Raw genomic sequence first — 16,187 nt, 5'->3', positions numbered from 1 at the left:
ATAATGGTGACACCTTTCTTTCTTTGGTTTTTGGTTTGGTCACCAATCGTTTACCAAAAGAAAGAGGTGTCTTTTTGTTTTTTAGACGAATTTTTTCAGTGTCAAGTGAATATTGAGATACCAAAAGAAACCTATCAAATCAAGGATTATTCATAAATTTTTCACTGCGAAAGTTGAGTGAATTATTTATATGAAAAGCAGAAAATGATTGTAAGAATTTTTCCCTCTAATTAGAAACTCTAAACAGAAGCTTTTTTCGCTTCTGTTTTTTCTTTTTGCGACATTATTCGACAACACTTTCTTACAAAATTAGCTAAAATAAGCATGGTGAAAATTTACTGAACCTTTAGAAATATATAAAGCTGTTTTTTCATTAAAAGAAAAACATGAATAGACTAGTTACGAGAAAGAGGGGAAAGGGGGAATAAAACAATGGGCGTACTTTGCAAGGCTGATTATTATTATGGAGCATTACTCTCTGTACTCATTAACAGCGGTTTGACGCCGTCATTATTTGAAAAAGAGAATGAAAGTCGTCAAATTTATGAAGTATCGACCAACACTGATGATTACATGATTTATACAAAATATCACACTTCACCAACAGGCTCAAAGGATTTTACATGGTCATTTACGTTTTCAGATCGCGAGTTGGTAGAGATTAATAAATTAAAAGATGAGAATAAAGACAAGACACTCGTTTTTGCATTTATATGCAGTCAAAAGCAGCTCAGCGATTACAATCAAGAAATTGCTGTTGTGTACTGGGACGAGTTCACGGAATGTATCGATATGAAAAAAAAGACTATCGGGGAACCGCGCGCCTTTCTATCAAACTAATAAAAGGGGCCAAAGCGTTGCGAATTTACGGCAGCAAAAGAGCTGACGTCCTAGATGGAAAAGATAACACAATTAAAATAGAAAGAAATCGGTTAAGTAGTTTGTAGTATAAAAATGAAGTCTCTTCACCATTTTCTGTGATTTGTACACGAACCTTGCATCATGTTAGCTGGATTTAGATGTCAATCAGACCGTCTCCTTCTTCAGCTTACTGACCACTAAGTTGGTAGAATGGGAGTAGTCAAGTGCCTTCCTTGACGGCTGCCATTCTACCAACTATCATGTTAGCTGCTGAAGAAGAGCCCTTAAGCAATTGGATCAAAATTAGTATTCCCTGTACATTCCAAAAATACACGAAGTCGAAAACGCTTTAGATTCCGATATCCATAAGCCCTCCGTTTTATATTTTTGATTTTATGATTGGTTCCTTCTGTTCGGGCATTCGTGTATGGAGATAAGAAATATTGGAGTATGGGTGCTTTCCACTTTTCTAATGTGTTGGCCACTTTATGAAAAGATGAGTAAGGACTATTCCGTGCTAATTGAATCCATTCTTCTAAAAGATCATGGGCATCATCGTAATCGGTCAACTTATAGAAATCTCGAAATAGTTCCTTTAAATAGTAAGCACAAGCAAGTTCTGGGTACTCTTCTAAGATTTCTTCCAAGCGTGCTTTCTGATGATCCTGTAGTGATTCATATCCTTTCAACAGGAGGAACCTTGCTTTTTTTAGTTTTGCAAATCCTTTTCTAACTTTGTCTAAGGCTTGTGTGACTTTTTGAACAACATGGTATTTATCAATGACGATCGTCGCTAAAGGAAAGACGGATTGAATCGCTTTATGATAAGGCTCCCACATGTCCAAAACGATGGTTTGAACCGTTTGGGAGGAAAGGACATTCTGATTGAATAGTTGAATGGTGGAATCACAATCTCAGTCTTTATGCATTCCGATGACACAGCCTAATTTCGCCTCTGTCAAAACGGTTTCGTATCGATGACCTTTTTGTACAGACACCTCATCTAAACTTAAAACCCGTTCATCCTTATCTAAAGCTTCATGAATTTGTTTTTGATGAAGGGCAGCTTTTTCTTGAGCGACCGAGTAGTAAATTCTCTCTAAGATCGAATACGGAATCTTTTGTTTTCGACTTACATCTTGTATAGTTGTATCCTGACATAATTCAAACAAGTATTCACGATACCTATTCGTTTGCTGTTTATTAGGTTGAATCGACTCATAAGACTCCGAGAATACCGATTGACAATTTTGGCATTGATATCGTTTGACCAGCACAAATAAACACACAGAATGATTGAGAATAGGAAGATCACGAACCTTTCTTGTCCTCCTGTCATGGACATAAGAAGTCATAAATCCACAATAAGGACAACGTTCCTCATGACACTTTTTTTGAACATGAACAAAATATTGATTGGAGAAAGAAAGTTGTTTAATCACTTCAAATTCTGGCAATTCTAGTGATATAGAAAGCACTTACGAAACCTCCTTATGTTTGTGTGGTAGCTAACATTATTGCCAGGTTTTCGTAAGTGTTTTCTTCTTTTTTGCCAAAATCACAAAAAGTGGTGATGAATCAAAATGAAGAATGTGACCATTTAGAAAGTACGGAGAGGAGAATAAACATGTTTTCTATTAAACAGGAAATGAAAAAATTAGCACAAAAACATCCATTCTTTTCTTCAAAAGAAGCCTTTAAAAATGCGTTAAAACATCAGCTTCAAGAAAAGTTTCGCGTGATTCAAAATAAGGATTTTCATGGATGTGTAGTCGACCTTTGGGTGGAAGACCCGTATTCGGAGCAATGCTATGCAATATATTTAATGAATAAACTAGGCAGACTAACCACTCATTTAGAAAATCGATTAATAGAGTTAAAGAATCATGGTGCTCAAGACATTGGCCGTTATGATTTTCTTAAACAAGTGGAGAAACTTGAAAAGATTACCACAGGGAGTGATAATATCAAAGGGATTGCCATTCTATTAACAAATGACCATTTGTATTGGAGCGAGCCAACCAGAGCCAATACTGTTGACAGCTATTTTCGAATTCATGAAAACCGCATTTTGACTGGAGAGTTGAAATGGATGGAACATGCTTCAGCTGGAACGACAAAAGACCGTGAAAATCCGATCGTTATTAAAGGAACTTATAAATTACAATGGAAACATTATTCGACTGTTAGCAATAAAAGGCATGGAGAGTTTCGTTACTTAGCCGTTCATGTAGGAGTTGATTGATGATGAAAACAGGCATAGGAAAATACATAGTATAGTTGGCGGATATTTAAAAGTCATCAAATTAGTCGTCTATTACTTTTTGTAATACCCTCTACATATTTCTTTCATATTCACGGTAAATTTGATTACTTTAATTTGTTGATCTGTAGTAAGTTATGCCAATCGTTTAACAGGTTTAAAAAAGTAGTCAAGAAAATTTCGCTTATCTTCTGTTAGTCATCGGGGATGATTTGGGGGAAGTGCGGTTCGTTTGTATAGAAAATGTGTTACTTTTGCTTTGAATGATAAATCACTAATCTAGTTTTTATTATTTTTCAGTCGTAATTTTATTGCAAGAGAACAAACGGAGGGGAAACATCAAATATGAATCTTTCTTTTTTCTATCCACTTCTTTTTTTATTCTTGTTTGCCTTATTGATTAAATGGATAAAATCGAAAGAGTCTAAATGGATCGGCTCAATAGGGGAATATCGTGTTCGCAAGGAGATTGAAAAATTAGAGAAATTATCACCTGGTATGTACAAGGCGTTTCATGACCTTTACATTCCGAAGATGGACAACTCTTCTTCGCAAATCGATCATATTATTTTATCTGAACAAGGCCTATTTGTCATTGAAACGAAAAATTATAACGGTTGGATTTTTGGAGATGAATCGTCAAAATACTGGACTCAGGTCATATACAAACGAAAAGAAAAGTTTTTAAACCCGATTTGGCAGAACAAAGGTCATATAAAAGCTTTAAAGAGGTGGTTAGGAGAAGAGTTTTCAAATACCCCTATTTACTCTATCGTTGTATTTATGCCGCGGGCTAAATTGAAATCGGGTATTCATTTTACCCAATCTCATGTTATTTATCCTAAACAGTTGAAACAAGTGCTTGAGCAATATCGGACAAAAGTGATTGATCATGAAACAAAACAATATTTAGCTGAAAAATTAAAGACGCTGCTTGTTAAGGATAAACAAAAAGAAAGAGAAATAAAAAAGAAGCACATTCAATCGATTCAAAATAAACAAAAATGTATAAAAGAACATATACAACAAAATCGTTGCCCGAAGTGCGGCAGCAGCCTTATTTTGAAAAAAGGGAAATACGGGAGTTTTAAAGGCTGCAGTAACTATCCAGAATGCCGATTTACAGAAAAAGTTTCTTAGTCGGACGCTCCTGTGACACAATGTAGGACGCCGTTCGACTAAATAAAATGTCTTTTACGTTATCCCATTGCTCATCCAAAAGTGACTTAAATAAGGCCTATTTCTTATCAGTTGTTGATTTGGCAAAAAGAATGGTTGCTGCTTTTTTCGCTGTAAATAGAATAAATGAAGGGAGAGCAAGGAATGGAAGCGGTATTAGTTTCAACGTTAGAAGAAGTCATTGCCAATGTTAAGCAGTTTAATCAAGATATTGAAGATGAATTAGAGATTGTTCAACAGTTGACGCAGTTTAAGCATTGGTATTATATTCCGTCACTAGACGCTTTTGAACCAAGCAAATATATCGGCTATAAGGAAATGAATACAGCGAGATACAATAGGGGGAAAGGGAAGACTGGAATAGATACGGAAAAAGTGTTAAAACAATGGTTTGTGAAGCTTCCGAAAGAGTCCGTCCAGAGTCAAGAACTGATGGAAAAGCTATATAAATGCAGATTGATTTTCAGACGTATATAAAACGTCTCAACTTCTCTTTTGTCCGAACCTAATCCTCTTATTTGTATCGTTTTTTCAATCTGAACTTATATAGCTGGTAGTCACCCCCTCCTACTCTATTTGAGTGAAACAGAGTGTAATTGAGTAGTTTTTAGCTGAAATAAGTTAATATAAATGTAAATAAATTGATAAAAATTACAGATTTTATGGTATAATTTTCATAAAAACAGCATATACTATTACCCCTTTACTTAGGAGGTGATAGTGTATGTCTAAAGAGGAGGAAAAAGATATGTTAGCCACTCCTAAAAAAATTAAGAGACCAAAAATTACACGAAATAAATTTGCTAATATGAGCAAGAAAGATTGGAAAGAAGCTAATGAGCAGAGTAAAAAAATAGAGGAATTTCAAGAATTACGTACAGAGATATTTTCGGGGGGTAATTTAGTTGGTCTCGTTTATCGACAAAGAAAACTGGTCAGATATTCATAGAGGATATGAATATGAAGCTGTTTTACCATATCCGTCCGACACGAAACGACCTCTTTCTTTTTTTGTGCCTGACAGTTGTGATCCGGAAAGAGGTCGAATTGTAGAATCTATTGGTAATTTTAGACCAGTTTACGTTAATGGTAAACCAACAGCTAAAGAACAAAAAATAGTCATGACAGTGAAACCAAGAAAAGTTGTTGTATTAACTAATGATGTGATTAATCAGAATGAAGATTTTGAGTATATTTTAATTGCTCCTATAAATACCATTAAACCGGATGAAAAACATAAAGATTGGTATCATAAACTAGTAAATGATGATCATCCAATTTTTACATATATTCCTAAATGGAACTTAGAAAGATATGTTAATTTAAGTCAGACGATGAGTATACACAAGAGTTTACTCTTACATAAAAGTGATCCTATCCCTGACGATCGTATGAAAGTAATTGATGATAACTTAGTGCAATGTTTGGCACTTGGATTAATAAGCGAGGATGAAGTCGAGGAAGAAAAAGATATAATCCCTGAAAATAAAGATTAATATTTAATTATCATATATAAGTTGAAATTTTGTTTTACATCCAGCTGATCACTCGCCACGTTATATCATATCAGCTTGTATTTAGATGAAAACCGAAACGAAAAATCGGAAATTCTTTATTGCAACTTATATAGATTAATATAATTTTTGAAGAGTCAATTTATAGTTTAGAAGGTTAAATACGTTGAGAATTGAAATAATATGGCTTATTACTAATTTATATAAAACTGATTTAACTTTTTGACATGGAACTTAGGAAATCCCTATCCGACGCAATACATTGTCTGGACTTTTGGAAATCTCGGTCAAAAACGAGTTCATCGCTTCTTCAATGGAAGAACGTGTCGGATGAAACCGATTGGCAATGACCGTCTCTTTTAGCCATCTCCATAATCGCTCAATGAGATTTAAATCAGGCGAATATGGTGGTAGATAAATTAAAAGGCTCCGTCCGTTCTTAGCGATAAAATCCTGATTTTGGAATTGTCCACCACCATGGCAATCAGTTGATCTTTGTAATGGTTCGCCACCAACTGAAGGAACGACAAAAAATCCTCCTGTTTACAAGAGGAGGAGGTTTGGTGTAGCACTTCTCCTGTCATCGCGTTCAGAGTATCAAACAATGTAACACTGGCATGATGTCCATACGTCGGCATTTGTTTCTGTTTTCCCACTTCTGACCATGTGGCGTGAAGGCTCTGATACGCACGAACATGAGTCTCATCTTGATACAAGAGCACCGTATCGTTATTCAGAAGTTTTTTAATCAGGTCGATTTCCCGTTCAAACGCCTGTTGTTTTTCTGGATCGGCTTTTGCCAGCACATAAGTGGGACGAGTATAGCTTGAACGCAATCGCCAAAGCATGCGCAAAATTCCTGTGCAACTCATCTCCACGTCATACGTGTTGCGCACATACTCCCGAATGATCGGTGTGGTCCATGATGAGACGCATCCCAATCTGTGATCAGAAGGAGAACTCGTTAAAATGACTTGCTTGAGCTCGTTTTGTTGTTCGGCGGTTAAAAAGCATGGGCGTTCCGGTCCACATTTTCGTTCTACTAACGCATCCATTCCACCTTCATTAAATTTTTTGACGTAGGTGGCCACAGATTGACGATGAATCAGCGACTTTTTTTCCCATGTATCCTTCCATCACGAGACGAACGGCTGTGATACACATACGTAAGTGAGCATTGTCTTGTTGTTTCTCTAATTTTCGTAAATAACAATTGCGATTGATAAAACCGAGCCACTTTAATATTCAGAGCGGCTTCTTTTTAGTCCTCCTAATCCTTTGAGTAAAAAGCCCTTAATGCTAAAAATTTTATTCTTATATTTTGTATATTCCGTTTTCCGAAATTTGCTTCTTCCGACGCTATACCAAGTTTATGTACGAGGTTCTTTTCCATAATGCTTAAAATGTGGTAGAATCCATACTAGAGTCCTCCTTGTAATTAGGGGGTTGGTGTGGTGACCAATCCTAATTATAAGGAGTTTTTTATTGGATTCACGATTGTTTTGATTTACCTACCTTGACAAATTGCACACTTGTTTTATGCAAAGCTAATGTATAATCGTAAACTTTTTCCTTGATTTTTAGCTGTCAAGACAGTAGGATTGATAATGTAGTAAGAAAGACCTACAAAAAAGCCAATTGTCGAAAAATTGGCTTTTTTATATGCAAGGGGAGAGGAGAATGGAGTCATTACAGAAAGAAATAGAGGCAAACATTGATTCATCGCTTGTAGCGGCATTAGAAAGCTTACGTTTAGCACTTGAGGTGACGCGGGTAACGATTTTCCGCCTTCTTTCGTTTAACGATACATATCGTTTAAAAAGGATATGTAAAATTCAACGTATTCCCTCATTGTCAATGGTGCGTGATGAGATTGATATTCAAAAAGAAAGTATGGCTAGTTTAGCCAAGCTGTTTGATGGTAATGTTTTTGTTGGGCATAGCGATCAGTTGGAAGGAGAAGTGCGTATTCTTTTTGAAGAGCACCGTATTCGCTCATTTATGATTGCCCCTATTGTCATTCGTGATGAACGATGGGGATTTTTAACTGTTGTTGATTGCGCACAAAAACGACGGTTTTCTAACCACGAAAAAGCGATTTTTTGGGCTCTTGCTCGCACGGTTGGTGAATCGTTAAAACGACAGCAAATGTTTTTGCAGCTGCAACAAATGAAAAAAGAAATGGAGCAATTAAATGCAACGTTGCAGCTGAAAATTGAAGAAGAAGTGAGAAAAAACCGCGAAAAAGATTTAATGCTCATTCAGCAGTCGCGCTATGCGACGATGGGAGAAATGTTGCGCAACATCGCTCATCAATGGCGACAGCCGCTCAATATTTTAGCGTTGCTTCTACAAGATTTAAAGGAAGCATATGAATATGGCGAATTAACAGAAATATATTTGCAAAAATCCATCAAAAAATGTCTCATCCAAATTCAGCATATGTCCTGTACGATTAACGATTTTCGTGATTTTTTTAAACCTCATAAAGAAGCGTCATCTTTTCGTCCTTTTCAAGTTATTCGTCAAGCGTTAAAAATTATTTCCGCAAGCCTTGATCATTACGACATTCAAGTGAAAATCCAAAATCAAACGAAAGCGTATATATACGGATATCCGAACGAACTAAGCCAAGTGCTCATCAATCTTTTAACGAATGCTCGTGAGGAATTTGTTCGTCGCCAAATTGAAGAGCGATCGATTTGGATTCGTACGTTTGCTGATGAAGATTTTGTATATATTGAAATAAAAGATAATGCAGGAGGCATTGATGAATCGATTTATCCATACCTTTTTAAACCTTATGTGACGACGAAAAAGGAAGGTACTGGACTCGGATTGTACATGGCAAAAATGATCATCACCAAAATGGGTGGGGACCTTTCAGCTCATTCCGAAAAGAATGGAGCGACGTTTACGATTTGCCTGCCGCGAAAAAAGGAAGGAAGGGGATTATGATGTTGTTTAACGAGGAAATTGATCCGAATGTGAAAGTGCTTTATGTCGAAGATGAAACAGGGGCGCGAGAAATATTAGCACGTCTATTGAGGAGGCGCATTCGTCATGTGAAATTAGCAAAAATGGTGAAGAAGCATTTGAATTATTTCTTTCGTTTCGACCAGATGTCGTCATTACTGATATTAAAATGTCTGTAATGAACGGGTTGGAATTGATTCGCCGAATTCGCTCTGTTGATGAGAAAGTGCAAATTATTATTACGACCGCTTACGATGACAACGATTTCTTCATTCGTGCAATTGAATATGGAGTAAACCATTTTATTTTAAAGCCAATTGATCATGAAAAATTTTTGCAATCTTTGCAACAGTCGATTTATCAAAGCTTGTTAGAAAAAGAGTTGGAAAAACAAAAGCAATATACGCGCACGATCATTGACTTTCAGGAAAATTTAATTTGTATCATGAATGATGAGTATTTGCTTGACTTTAATTTGTCATTTGCTAATTTTTTTGGTATAAAGGAGATTGCAAAACTTCGAGAAGGAAAACGACATATAAGTGACTATTTCGTTGAAGAACCTGGTTATTTTTATGTAAAGGGACAAAATGAATGGATTCGTTCACTCATTGATCGAACGATTGATTTTTTAAAAGTGAAAATGTTATCGCAACAAAAGGAAGAAAAAGTATTTTTATTAAAAGCGACGTCGTTTCCGCATGAACAAGGTTCTTATTTAGTTGTATTTACTGATATTACAGCACTTGAAGAAGAAAGCCGACGCAATGAGTTTTTAGCGATGAAAGATCCCCTTACGAAAGTTTATAATCGTTTAAAATTTGATGAATTTTTTTCTCGTGAAATAAATCGAGTGAATCGCTATAAAAGCAAATTTTCCATCATTTTATTTGATATTGACTATTTTAAAAAAATAAATGATACGTACGGACATGATGTTGGAGATTGTGTGCTTGTTCGTTTGTGTGAAATGATTCAACAACGCCTTCGTGATTGTGATATTTTTGCTCGTTGGGGCGGGGAAGAATTTATTATTTTGACGCCAGCGACGGACAAAAAGGGGGCACTTCATTTAGCAGAGGCGTTACGCGCCTTAGTTGAGAAAGCCACGTTTCCGATGGTGGGGCACGTTACGTGCAGTTTTGGTGTATGTGAATATGAAGAAGGAATGTCGAAAGAAAAAATGGTTAAACGAGCGGATGAAGCGCTTTATAAAGCAAAGCGAGAAGGCAGGAATCGCGTGATCGTTAGCGAATAAATAGAGATGAAAGGAGAGAGAAAAGATAAAAAGGAAAACAGCGATTGTTGTTGCATCGAGTCAAGGGATCGGCAAAGCGATTGCGTATTAGCTCGTTCGGCAAGGAGCAAATGTGATGTTAGCTAGTCGAAATGAAGAAAATTACAACAAGCCGTCGAAGAGTTCAATGCCCTTTCTAAAGGGCGCGCTGTTTATGTCGTGACCGATGTAACGAAAAAAGAAATGATTGAACATCTTGTCAATTAGACGGTCGAAACGTTCGGTAACATTCATTTTTTAGTGAACAATGCGGGCGGTCCGCCACCAGGGACGATCGCAACGTTGACGGACGAAGATTGGCAACATGCATTTGAATTAAATTTGCTTAGTTATGTGTGAATGATTCGTGAAGCGTTGCCGCATTTAAAAAAGATAAAAGGAAAAATCATTAAAATATTGCTTCTTCGTCGATTAAAGAGCCGATTCTAGGTCTTATTCTTTCCAATACGTTTCGGGCGGGAATCGTTGGACTCATGAAAACGCTTACCCAAGAATTAACTCCGTACGGAATTTTAATTAATACGGTTGCGCCAGGTAGAATTGCAACGGAATGCGTCGTTTTTTTATTATATAAGTTGAATTAAAGATTTACAATCGAACACACAGCCGATCAATCACTTGTTCTGGTTGTTGATTGAGTCGACAAATAAACGCCTGCACATTTGCACGAATTTCTTGCACAGAGGAATAGAACACGTTATCAATCACATCCGATTTCAGCCATTTCCATAGCCCTTCAATGAGATTGAGTTGAGGACTGTATGGTGGCAAAAACAATAGCTCTAAGCGATGCTGATGTTCTTCCAAAAACGGTTGAATGAGTTTGGCATGGTGAATCCGAGCGTTGTCGAGCACCATGACGATCTTTCCTGTTGGATAACGTTCTAACACACACTGAAGAAACCGAAGAAAGGCTTCGGCATCGTAACGTTCTTCTTCTACACAAAAAACGTCACCTGTTTCGTAATTTAACGTACCAATCAGCTTAACGCCTTGGGGCTTTCCATAGGTAGGAATGATTCGCTGCTTACCTTTAATGAACCATGTCCGTTGAATGGCTTGATAATCACGAATCATGGATTCATCTTGAAAGAGAATGTAATCGATTTCTCCATTCAACAGTTTTTTTTACATTCGGAAACGTCTGTTCAACAAACTCTTTTTGTTTGTCTTCGTCAGCATGTGCTAAGGTATACGTAGGTCTCGTATAGCTAAGACCTAAACGATGAAGGATTTCGCCCACTCCGCGAATGCTATACTTCTTGCCCCACTTTTTTTCAATGAGGGAAGCAATGATCGGCAGTGTCCAATTATATTTCGCTTCAAACCCCACATCGACTGGGAGCTGGTGCTCGATGATTTGGGCGAATTCCTGTTCTTGGTACGCCTCTAGTTTACGAGGAGCACCTGGAGAATACTTCATGTCTAGGCCGCCATTCCATGTTCCTTATAGGCATTTACGTAGTTATAGACGGTTTTCTCCGAACGGCCAATGATTTTGGCGATATCTTCTTTTGTATAGCCTTGTAGATAAAGATAGAGGGCTTGGTAGCGTTCATACATGCGTTTATTTTTCGTCTCTTTCATGGCTATCAACAGCGTTTCGATTTCGTGAGCATGGTTCATATCGTTCTCTCCGTTCTTTTAGGTTTTCTTCTTTATTCGACAGAGAACGGGAGAAAACCTTTATTGCAACTTATAGAGTTAAGAGATATATTCATTTCGATAATAGAGTATCTATTGATAAAGTCAAAGATAAAACTGTAGATGAGCAAAATCACTAACATAAATTTACATCGAAACAAAAAAAGAGACATGAACCCGATTCCTTGGTTAGAATAGATGTGCCAACAAACCATTCACACAAGGAGGTTCATGTCTCATGAATAGATTAGCACATCATCAAGGAATCCACAAGTTTTTCACGATGTTGGGGTTGGCACTTTATTTTTCAAAACCTGTCATGAAGCATCTCGTTCATATCGTGGATGCGATGATCACGAAAGGCTTTTCTGGAACGTTGACCGATCTTCATCATTGGAGCTTTCACCCCAATCATCGAACGACACTCAGCCATTTTTTCACGAAAAGCCCTTGGGATGAAGAAATCTTGCTTCGCAAACTCCAGCAGTGGATGCTTCGTCATGTGGAATGAACGGCCAAGCGAGAGAATCACCCCATTTTTGTTTCGATCGATGATACGATCTGCCGAAAAACGAAGCCTTCGTCACAGGCGAAACACGCTATTGAAGGGTGTAATTGGCATTATTCTCACGCGGACAAAAAGTCGATTTGGGGACACTCTCTCGTCTGGCTCATGGTTCATACGATGACGCAAGCCTTTCCCTTTGCGTTTCGCCTCTACGACAAGGCGGATGGGAAAAGCAAGGGTCAATGGGCCATCGAGATGCTTTCTTCTTTGGATGTGCACGGTTCTGTTTATGTGCTGATGGATTCTTGGTACCCATCGAAAACACTCGTGGAAGCCTGCCTGAAAAAAGGATTCCACGTCATTGCGATGCTCAAGACGAATCGGGTTCTCTATCCAAAAGGCATTGCGATCCAAGCCAAGCAGTTTGCACGCTACATCGAACCGGAAGACACCCACCTCGTCACAGTGGGAGAAGGCACCTATCGAGTCTATCGCTATGAAGGGGCACTCAAAGGGCTCGATGACACCGTGGTGCTACTGGCTTGGAAAGCGAATCAATCGATGACACCCGAACATCTTCATTGCGTCTTGAGCACCGCTCGAGAGCTGAGCGATGAAGAGATCCTGCACTACTACGCGCAACGCTGGTCCATTGAAGGTTTCTTCCGCCAGTCGAAAGATCAGCTGAAGCTTGATGGATACCGCGTTCATCAGCGCCGGGTGGTGAAACGGTATTGGATGTTGGTACAACTCGCTTACGTGTACAGTATGGTCGAATCCAACAGCGATTTCTCTACCGGGCTTGACTTCCTTCGAAAGAAGAAAGGACATAGCCTCGTGGAGTTTATTTACGGTGCAGCGAAACAAGATATTCCCATTGATGCCGTTAAAAAAACAGCTTCATGTGGCATAAGGGGTACTCCGTTTGTCTCTTTTTACATGGTAATTATTGTAATGAAAATTGCTCAACTACAGTAACTATATCCATGCGTATACCCAGCACGGTCTTGATGGGCTAGAGATGAAACATTCGCCTGGCGCTCCGCGTAGATTGACCCCAGATCAAGAAAAAGAGCTGGCTTTTATCATCGAACATCAGCTTCCTGTTGATGTCGGATTCGAAGCGAAATATAATTGGACGCTCGCGATTGTCGCTGAACTCATTCAACAAAAGTGGGGACAAACGTATACCCTTCGTGGAACAAGCGAAATTCTGCATCGGTTAGGGCTAAGTTATACCAAACCGACGTATACGTTAGCCAATGCCGACGAAGAGAAACAAAAAGAATTTGTCGAGACCACATTTCCCGAAATAAAAAAAACTGTTGAATGGGAAGATCACTCATGTCCTCTTTCAAGATGAATCGATGATTCGTGATTACCAAGCCATTCGTTTGTCAAAGGAAAACAGCGAATCATTCCAACATTCGGAAAACATCAAGGTGTGAAGCTGATCGGTACGTTAAACTACGAAACAGGCGACATATTTTGTATCGAAGAAGAACGTTACGATGCGGAAACATTTCTTCGGTTTCTTCAGCTTGTATTAGAACGCTATCCAACAGGCAAGATTGTCATGATTTTGGATAATGATCGGATTCATCATGCCAAATTGATTCAGCCGTTTTTGGAAGAGCACAAAGATCGCTTGGAGCTCGTCTTTTTACCGCCATACAGCCCTCAATTGAATTTGATTGAAGGGTTATGGAAATGGCTAAAATCGGACGTGATCTACAACGTGTTCTATTCGAGTGTGCAAGAAATCAAGGAGAATGTCCAAGCATTTATTCAGAGAATCAACCAAAAACCAGAACAAACGATCGATCGTCTGTGTATCCAATTGTAAATCTTTAATTCAACTTATATATATAATTCTAGTATAAATTATATTGTTTTTTCCATAAATAAATTTAAGTTAAATTAGAAATATTATTAAAATTATCTCAGCTAACCAACCTTCATACCTTGTAGAGTAATCACATCTTAAAAAACGATATGGGTAAACTGTCGGTAAAAAATGTTTCTTTCAGAGTAAGACAGACTTCTTCTATATACAAATCTTTCGGAATATCCTTTACCACATACACTTTATAATGCCATTGTCGTTCATGGTGATATTCTTCCCTCAAGCATTCTCGTTTTCCACCTTTCCTCTAGGCTTTGCGCCTCCATGCCCCCGCAGTCACCCTAAGCCATTTCTTCTCGGATTCTAATTCCAGCTTTAACGCTTCAATATCTTTCTTCAGTCACTCATTTTCGCTATTCAACCACTCAATTTTTTTGTTTTCTCTCGAAGCATATCCTTCAAATCGATTAGCATTCTTCTATCGTCCATTTCATCATTTCATTGCCCCTCATTATTTTATGTAATGTAAACTTCGCATAATTGGCTGCGTGCCTGGCACACCCCGAAGTATGTCGAAGATTGTTAGAATATCAGAATAAAGAGAGCCTTTGACACATTCGGCTCTCTTTCAATTTTTATTCAGAAAATTCTGTTTAAACTCTTGATTTTTCCCTCTTCATTCCGCTTTAATAAAATCGTATCCACCTATCTCCTCTCAAAAATTTCCCCGAAAGGATGGTCTCCAATGACAGAAGAATATCTCGATTTGAAAATGGATTTTATGTTTAAGCAATTGTTCGGCCACCCAAGCCGAAAGTGAATTACGATCGCGTTTTTGAACGGGATTTTAAACCACACGGGCCGCGATCGGATTGTCGATGTGCAATATGAAAACACCGAGCTTCCAAAAGGACGGTATTGATTTGTACATTAATTATACGGGAAACAAAAAGGGAAAATCATGAATAAGATTGACAACATTGTCGGCATTTATTCGTGTGATGTGCTGTCTTTCGATTCGCTGAATGAGGAAATCTAACGGCAAATTGAGCGCGATGGAATAATGATTTATGAGAAGTCTCTATCTTGAATTATGTCTTTGCTTAAATAACATGCTCGGACGGCGCGCATCTGCACCGCCCGCTTCACTGTTCATAAAAAAGAATCGCTTTCGTGAACTCGGTAAAGTCGGTTAGATGGTGATCAAGTATTTTTTGCAAAATTGTCAAATTAATTTCCTGGTAGTCGTGAACGGCGATGTTTCTAAATCCGACCATCGCTTTCATTTTTTGTGAAAGAAAAGGAGTGATGATGCCGTGCTGTTCTAAAAGAGAAAAAGCGTCTCGACTGTTTTGGGGGAGGCCTAGCTTTTTCTGTGCGACCATGTGCATCGCCAGGTCGATGCTTGCTTCACATGCTCGTTGGAGATTTAAGATAATGGAGTCTTGCTTCGTGTAGTTTTCTAAATTTTTCGGGTTGTTCTCATATTCTTCGTGAATGCGCTTTATGCACCGCTCGATCACGCTAATTTTATTTAAAATGACATCATTTTTCATAAACCGACCCGCTTTCATTAATGTTTCGCAAGATTTCCGTGCGTTCTTCATTCAATTTTGCGTACATCTTCAAGGCTCTCCATTCATATTCGGCTTTTTTCTGTTCATTTGTACAATAGATGACTTTGCCGTTACTGACCACTTGCGCCTGAAACACGGTGCTTGCTTGTTTGAGGTCCACAAGATCGACGTCCCGGTGCAGCCTGGATGCCAATTCTTGCGCAACCATAAATCGTTCATAATGATCCAATTGTTTTTGGTCGCTGAGAAAAGCGATATCAATGTCGCTGTCTTGATGAACATGTCCTGCAACCGTTGATCCAAACAAATAAATCAAATATGGGGACACCGTTTCGGTCAACACTTCAATAATGATTGGCTCGATCTGTTCAGTCAACACTGCCCCTCCTTTTCTTCGCCCCAATCCGGGCCATTTTCTTTCATTATATTACTTTTTATTTCCTGCCTCAAACTTTGCGTAAAACTATAGTTTAACGAAAAATACTCCTCAAGTTTCTGGCTTAAAAGTGAAAGCCCCTTAGC

General features: G+C 38.1%; 13 protein-coding genes and 7 pseudogenes. 14 read left to right on the top strand and 6 right to left on the bottom strand.

What is annotated here, in order from left to right; genetic code table 11:
* Nucleotides 1–432 precede the first annotated feature (432 nt).
* Nucleotides 433–840, top strand: a complete 408-nt coding sequence (locus tag B0I26_RS17220) for a hypothetical protein (RefSeq protein WP_245934836.1) — start codon at nt 433–435, stop codon at nt 838–840.
* Nucleotides 841–1,145: 305 nt separating this feature from the next.
* Here B0I26_RS17220 and B0I26_RS19120 read toward each other — a convergent pair.
* Nucleotides 1,146–2,339: pseudogene (locus B0I26_RS19120) on the bottom strand (ISL3 family transposase).
* A 149-nt stretch (nt 2,340–2,488) separates the two neighbouring features.
* Here B0I26_RS19120 and B0I26_RS17210 point away from each other — a divergent pair.
* The 5 genes from B0I26_RS17210 (at nt 2,489) to B0I26_RS17195 (ending at nt 5,799) form a co-directional block, all read left to right on the top strand.
* Nucleotides 2,489–3,106: a hypothetical protein gene (locus B0I26_RS17210; RefSeq protein ID WP_111646596.1), complete on the top strand. Its 618-nt coding sequence runs from the start codon at nt 2,489–2,491 to the stop codon at nt 3,104–3,106.
* Nucleotides 3,107–3,469: 363 nt separating this feature from the next.
* The gene (locus B0I26_RS17205; protein ID WP_111646595.1) at nt 3,470–4,264 is read left to right on the top strand and encodes an NERD domain-containing protein; all 795 of its coding nucleotides are present in this window, start codon (nt 3,470–3,472) and stop codon (nt 4,262–4,264) included.
* Nucleotides 4,265–4,447: 183 nt separating this feature from the next.
* The gene (locus B0I26_RS17200; RefSeq protein ID WP_111646594.1) at nt 4,448–4,780 is read left to right on the top strand and encodes a hypothetical protein; all 333 of its coding nucleotides are present in this window, start codon (nt 4,448–4,450) and stop codon (nt 4,778–4,780) included.
* Nucleotides 4,781–5,027: 247 nt separating this feature from the next.
* Nucleotides 5,028–5,252 carry a hypothetical protein gene (locus tag B0I26_RS18425; protein WP_181502981.1) on the top strand — a complete coding sequence of 75 codons (225 nt, stop codon included), beginning with the start codon at nt 5,028–5,030 and terminating at the stop codon, nt 5,250–5,252.
* Nucleotides 5,209–5,799, top strand: a complete 591-nt coding sequence (locus tag B0I26_RS17195) for a type II toxin-antitoxin system PemK/MazF family toxin (RefSeq protein WP_111646593.1) — start codon at nt 5,209–5,211, stop codon at nt 5,797–5,799. The genes B0I26_RS18425 and B0I26_RS17195 overlap by 44 nt, the downstream gene beginning before the upstream one ends.
* Before the next feature lie 252 nt (nt 5,800–6,051).
* On the opposite strand, the gene B0I26_RS18905 is transcribed toward B0I26_RS17195, so the two are convergent.
* Nucleotides 6,052–6,237, bottom strand: a complete 186-nt coding sequence (locus B0I26_RS18905) for a transposase (RefSeq protein ID WP_281268729.1) — start codon at nt 6,235–6,237, stop codon at nt 6,052–6,054.
* The gene (locus tag B0I26_RS17185) at nt 6,237–6,872 is read right to left on the bottom strand and encodes an IS630 family transposase (protein WP_281268728.1); all 636 of its coding nucleotides are present in this window, start codon (nt 6,870–6,872) and stop codon (nt 6,237–6,239) included. The genes B0I26_RS18905 and B0I26_RS17185 overlap by 1 nt, the downstream gene beginning before the upstream one ends.
* A gap of 625 nt (nt 6,873–7,497) precedes the next feature.
* On the opposite strand from B0I26_RS17185, the gene B0I26_RS17180 reads away from it, so the two are divergent.
* The 4 genes and pseudogenes from B0I26_RS17180 to B0I26_RS17170 all read left to right on the top strand — a co-directional run.
* Nucleotides 7,498–8,775: a GAF domain-containing sensor histidine kinase gene (locus B0I26_RS17180; protein ID WP_245934833.1), complete on the top strand. Its 1,278-nt coding sequence runs from the start codon at nt 7,498–7,500 to the stop codon at nt 8,773–8,775.
* Complete coding sequence (locus B0I26_RS18750) at nt 8,772–8,972, top strand: hypothetical protein (protein ID WP_245934832.1); 201 nt, start codon at nt 8,772–8,774, stop codon at nt 8,970–8,972. Before B0I26_RS17180 ends, B0I26_RS18750 begins: the two co-directional genes overlap by 4 nt.
* The gene (locus tag B0I26_RS17175) at nt 8,888–10,051 is read left to right on the top strand and encodes a GGDEF domain-containing response regulator (protein ID WP_245934837.1); all 1,164 of its coding nucleotides are present in this window, start codon (nt 8,888–8,890) and stop codon (nt 10,049–10,051) included. The genes B0I26_RS18750 and B0I26_RS17175 overlap by 85 nt, the downstream gene beginning before the upstream one ends.
* A gap of 25 nt (nt 10,052–10,076) precedes the next feature.
* Nucleotides 10,077–10,656 (top strand): annotated as a pseudogene (locus B0I26_RS17170) (SDR family NAD(P)-dependent oxidoreductase); the annotation flags it as partial.
* A 22-nt stretch (nt 10,657–10,678) separates the two neighbouring features.
* Here B0I26_RS17170 and B0I26_RS17165 read toward each other — a convergent pair.
* Nucleotides 10,679–11,716, bottom strand: a pseudogene (locus B0I26_RS17165) (IS630 family transposase).
* 203 nt (nt 11,717–11,919) lie between these two features.
* Here B0I26_RS17165 and B0I26_RS17155 point away from each other — a divergent pair.
* The 4 pseudogenes from B0I26_RS17155 to B0I26_RS18740 all read left to right on the top strand — a co-directional run.
* A pseudogene (locus tag B0I26_RS17155) lies at nt 11,920–13,155 on the top strand (IS701 family transposase).
* A 63-nt stretch (nt 13,156–13,218) separates the two neighbouring features.
* Nucleotides 13,219–14,088: pseudogene (locus B0I26_RS17150) on the top strand (IS630 family transposase); the annotation flags it as partial.
* A 745-nt stretch (nt 14,089–14,833) separates the two neighbouring features.
* Nucleotides 14,834–14,998, top strand: a pseudogene (locus B0I26_RS18745) (PD-(D/E)XK nuclease family transposase); the annotation flags it as partial.
* A gap of 7 nt (nt 14,999–15,005) precedes the next feature.
* Nucleotides 15,006–15,127 (top strand): annotated as a pseudogene (locus B0I26_RS18740) (nucleotidyltransferase domain-containing protein); the annotation flags it as partial.
* A 106-nt stretch (nt 15,128–15,233) separates the two neighbouring features.
* Here the strand turns inward: B0I26_RS18740 and hepT are convergent.
* On the bottom strand, nt 15,234–15,644 hold the full coding sequence (hepT, locus tag B0I26_RS17140; protein ID WP_111646591.1) for a type VII toxin-antitoxin system HepT family RNase toxin: 411 nt from the start codon (nt 15,642–15,644) through the stop codon (nt 15,234–15,236).
* A complete protein-coding gene (mntA, locus tag B0I26_RS17135; RefSeq protein ID WP_111646590.1) occupies nt 15,634–16,041 on the bottom strand; it encodes a type VII toxin-antitoxin system MntA family adenylyltransferase antitoxin in 408 nt (135 codons plus the stop codon). Before mntA ends, hepT begins: the two co-directional genes overlap by 11 nt.
* Nucleotides 16,042–16,187: the final 146 nt, after the last annotated feature.

It is taken from the genome of Paranoxybacillus vitaminiphilus (genome assembly GCF_003259935.1).
In the GTDB taxonomy this organism is placed as follows: Bacteria; Bacillota; Bacilli; order Bacillales; family Anoxybacillaceae; genus Paranoxybacillus; species Paranoxybacillus vitaminiphilus.
This window is presented reverse-complemented; position numbering and strand designations above follow the sequence as displayed.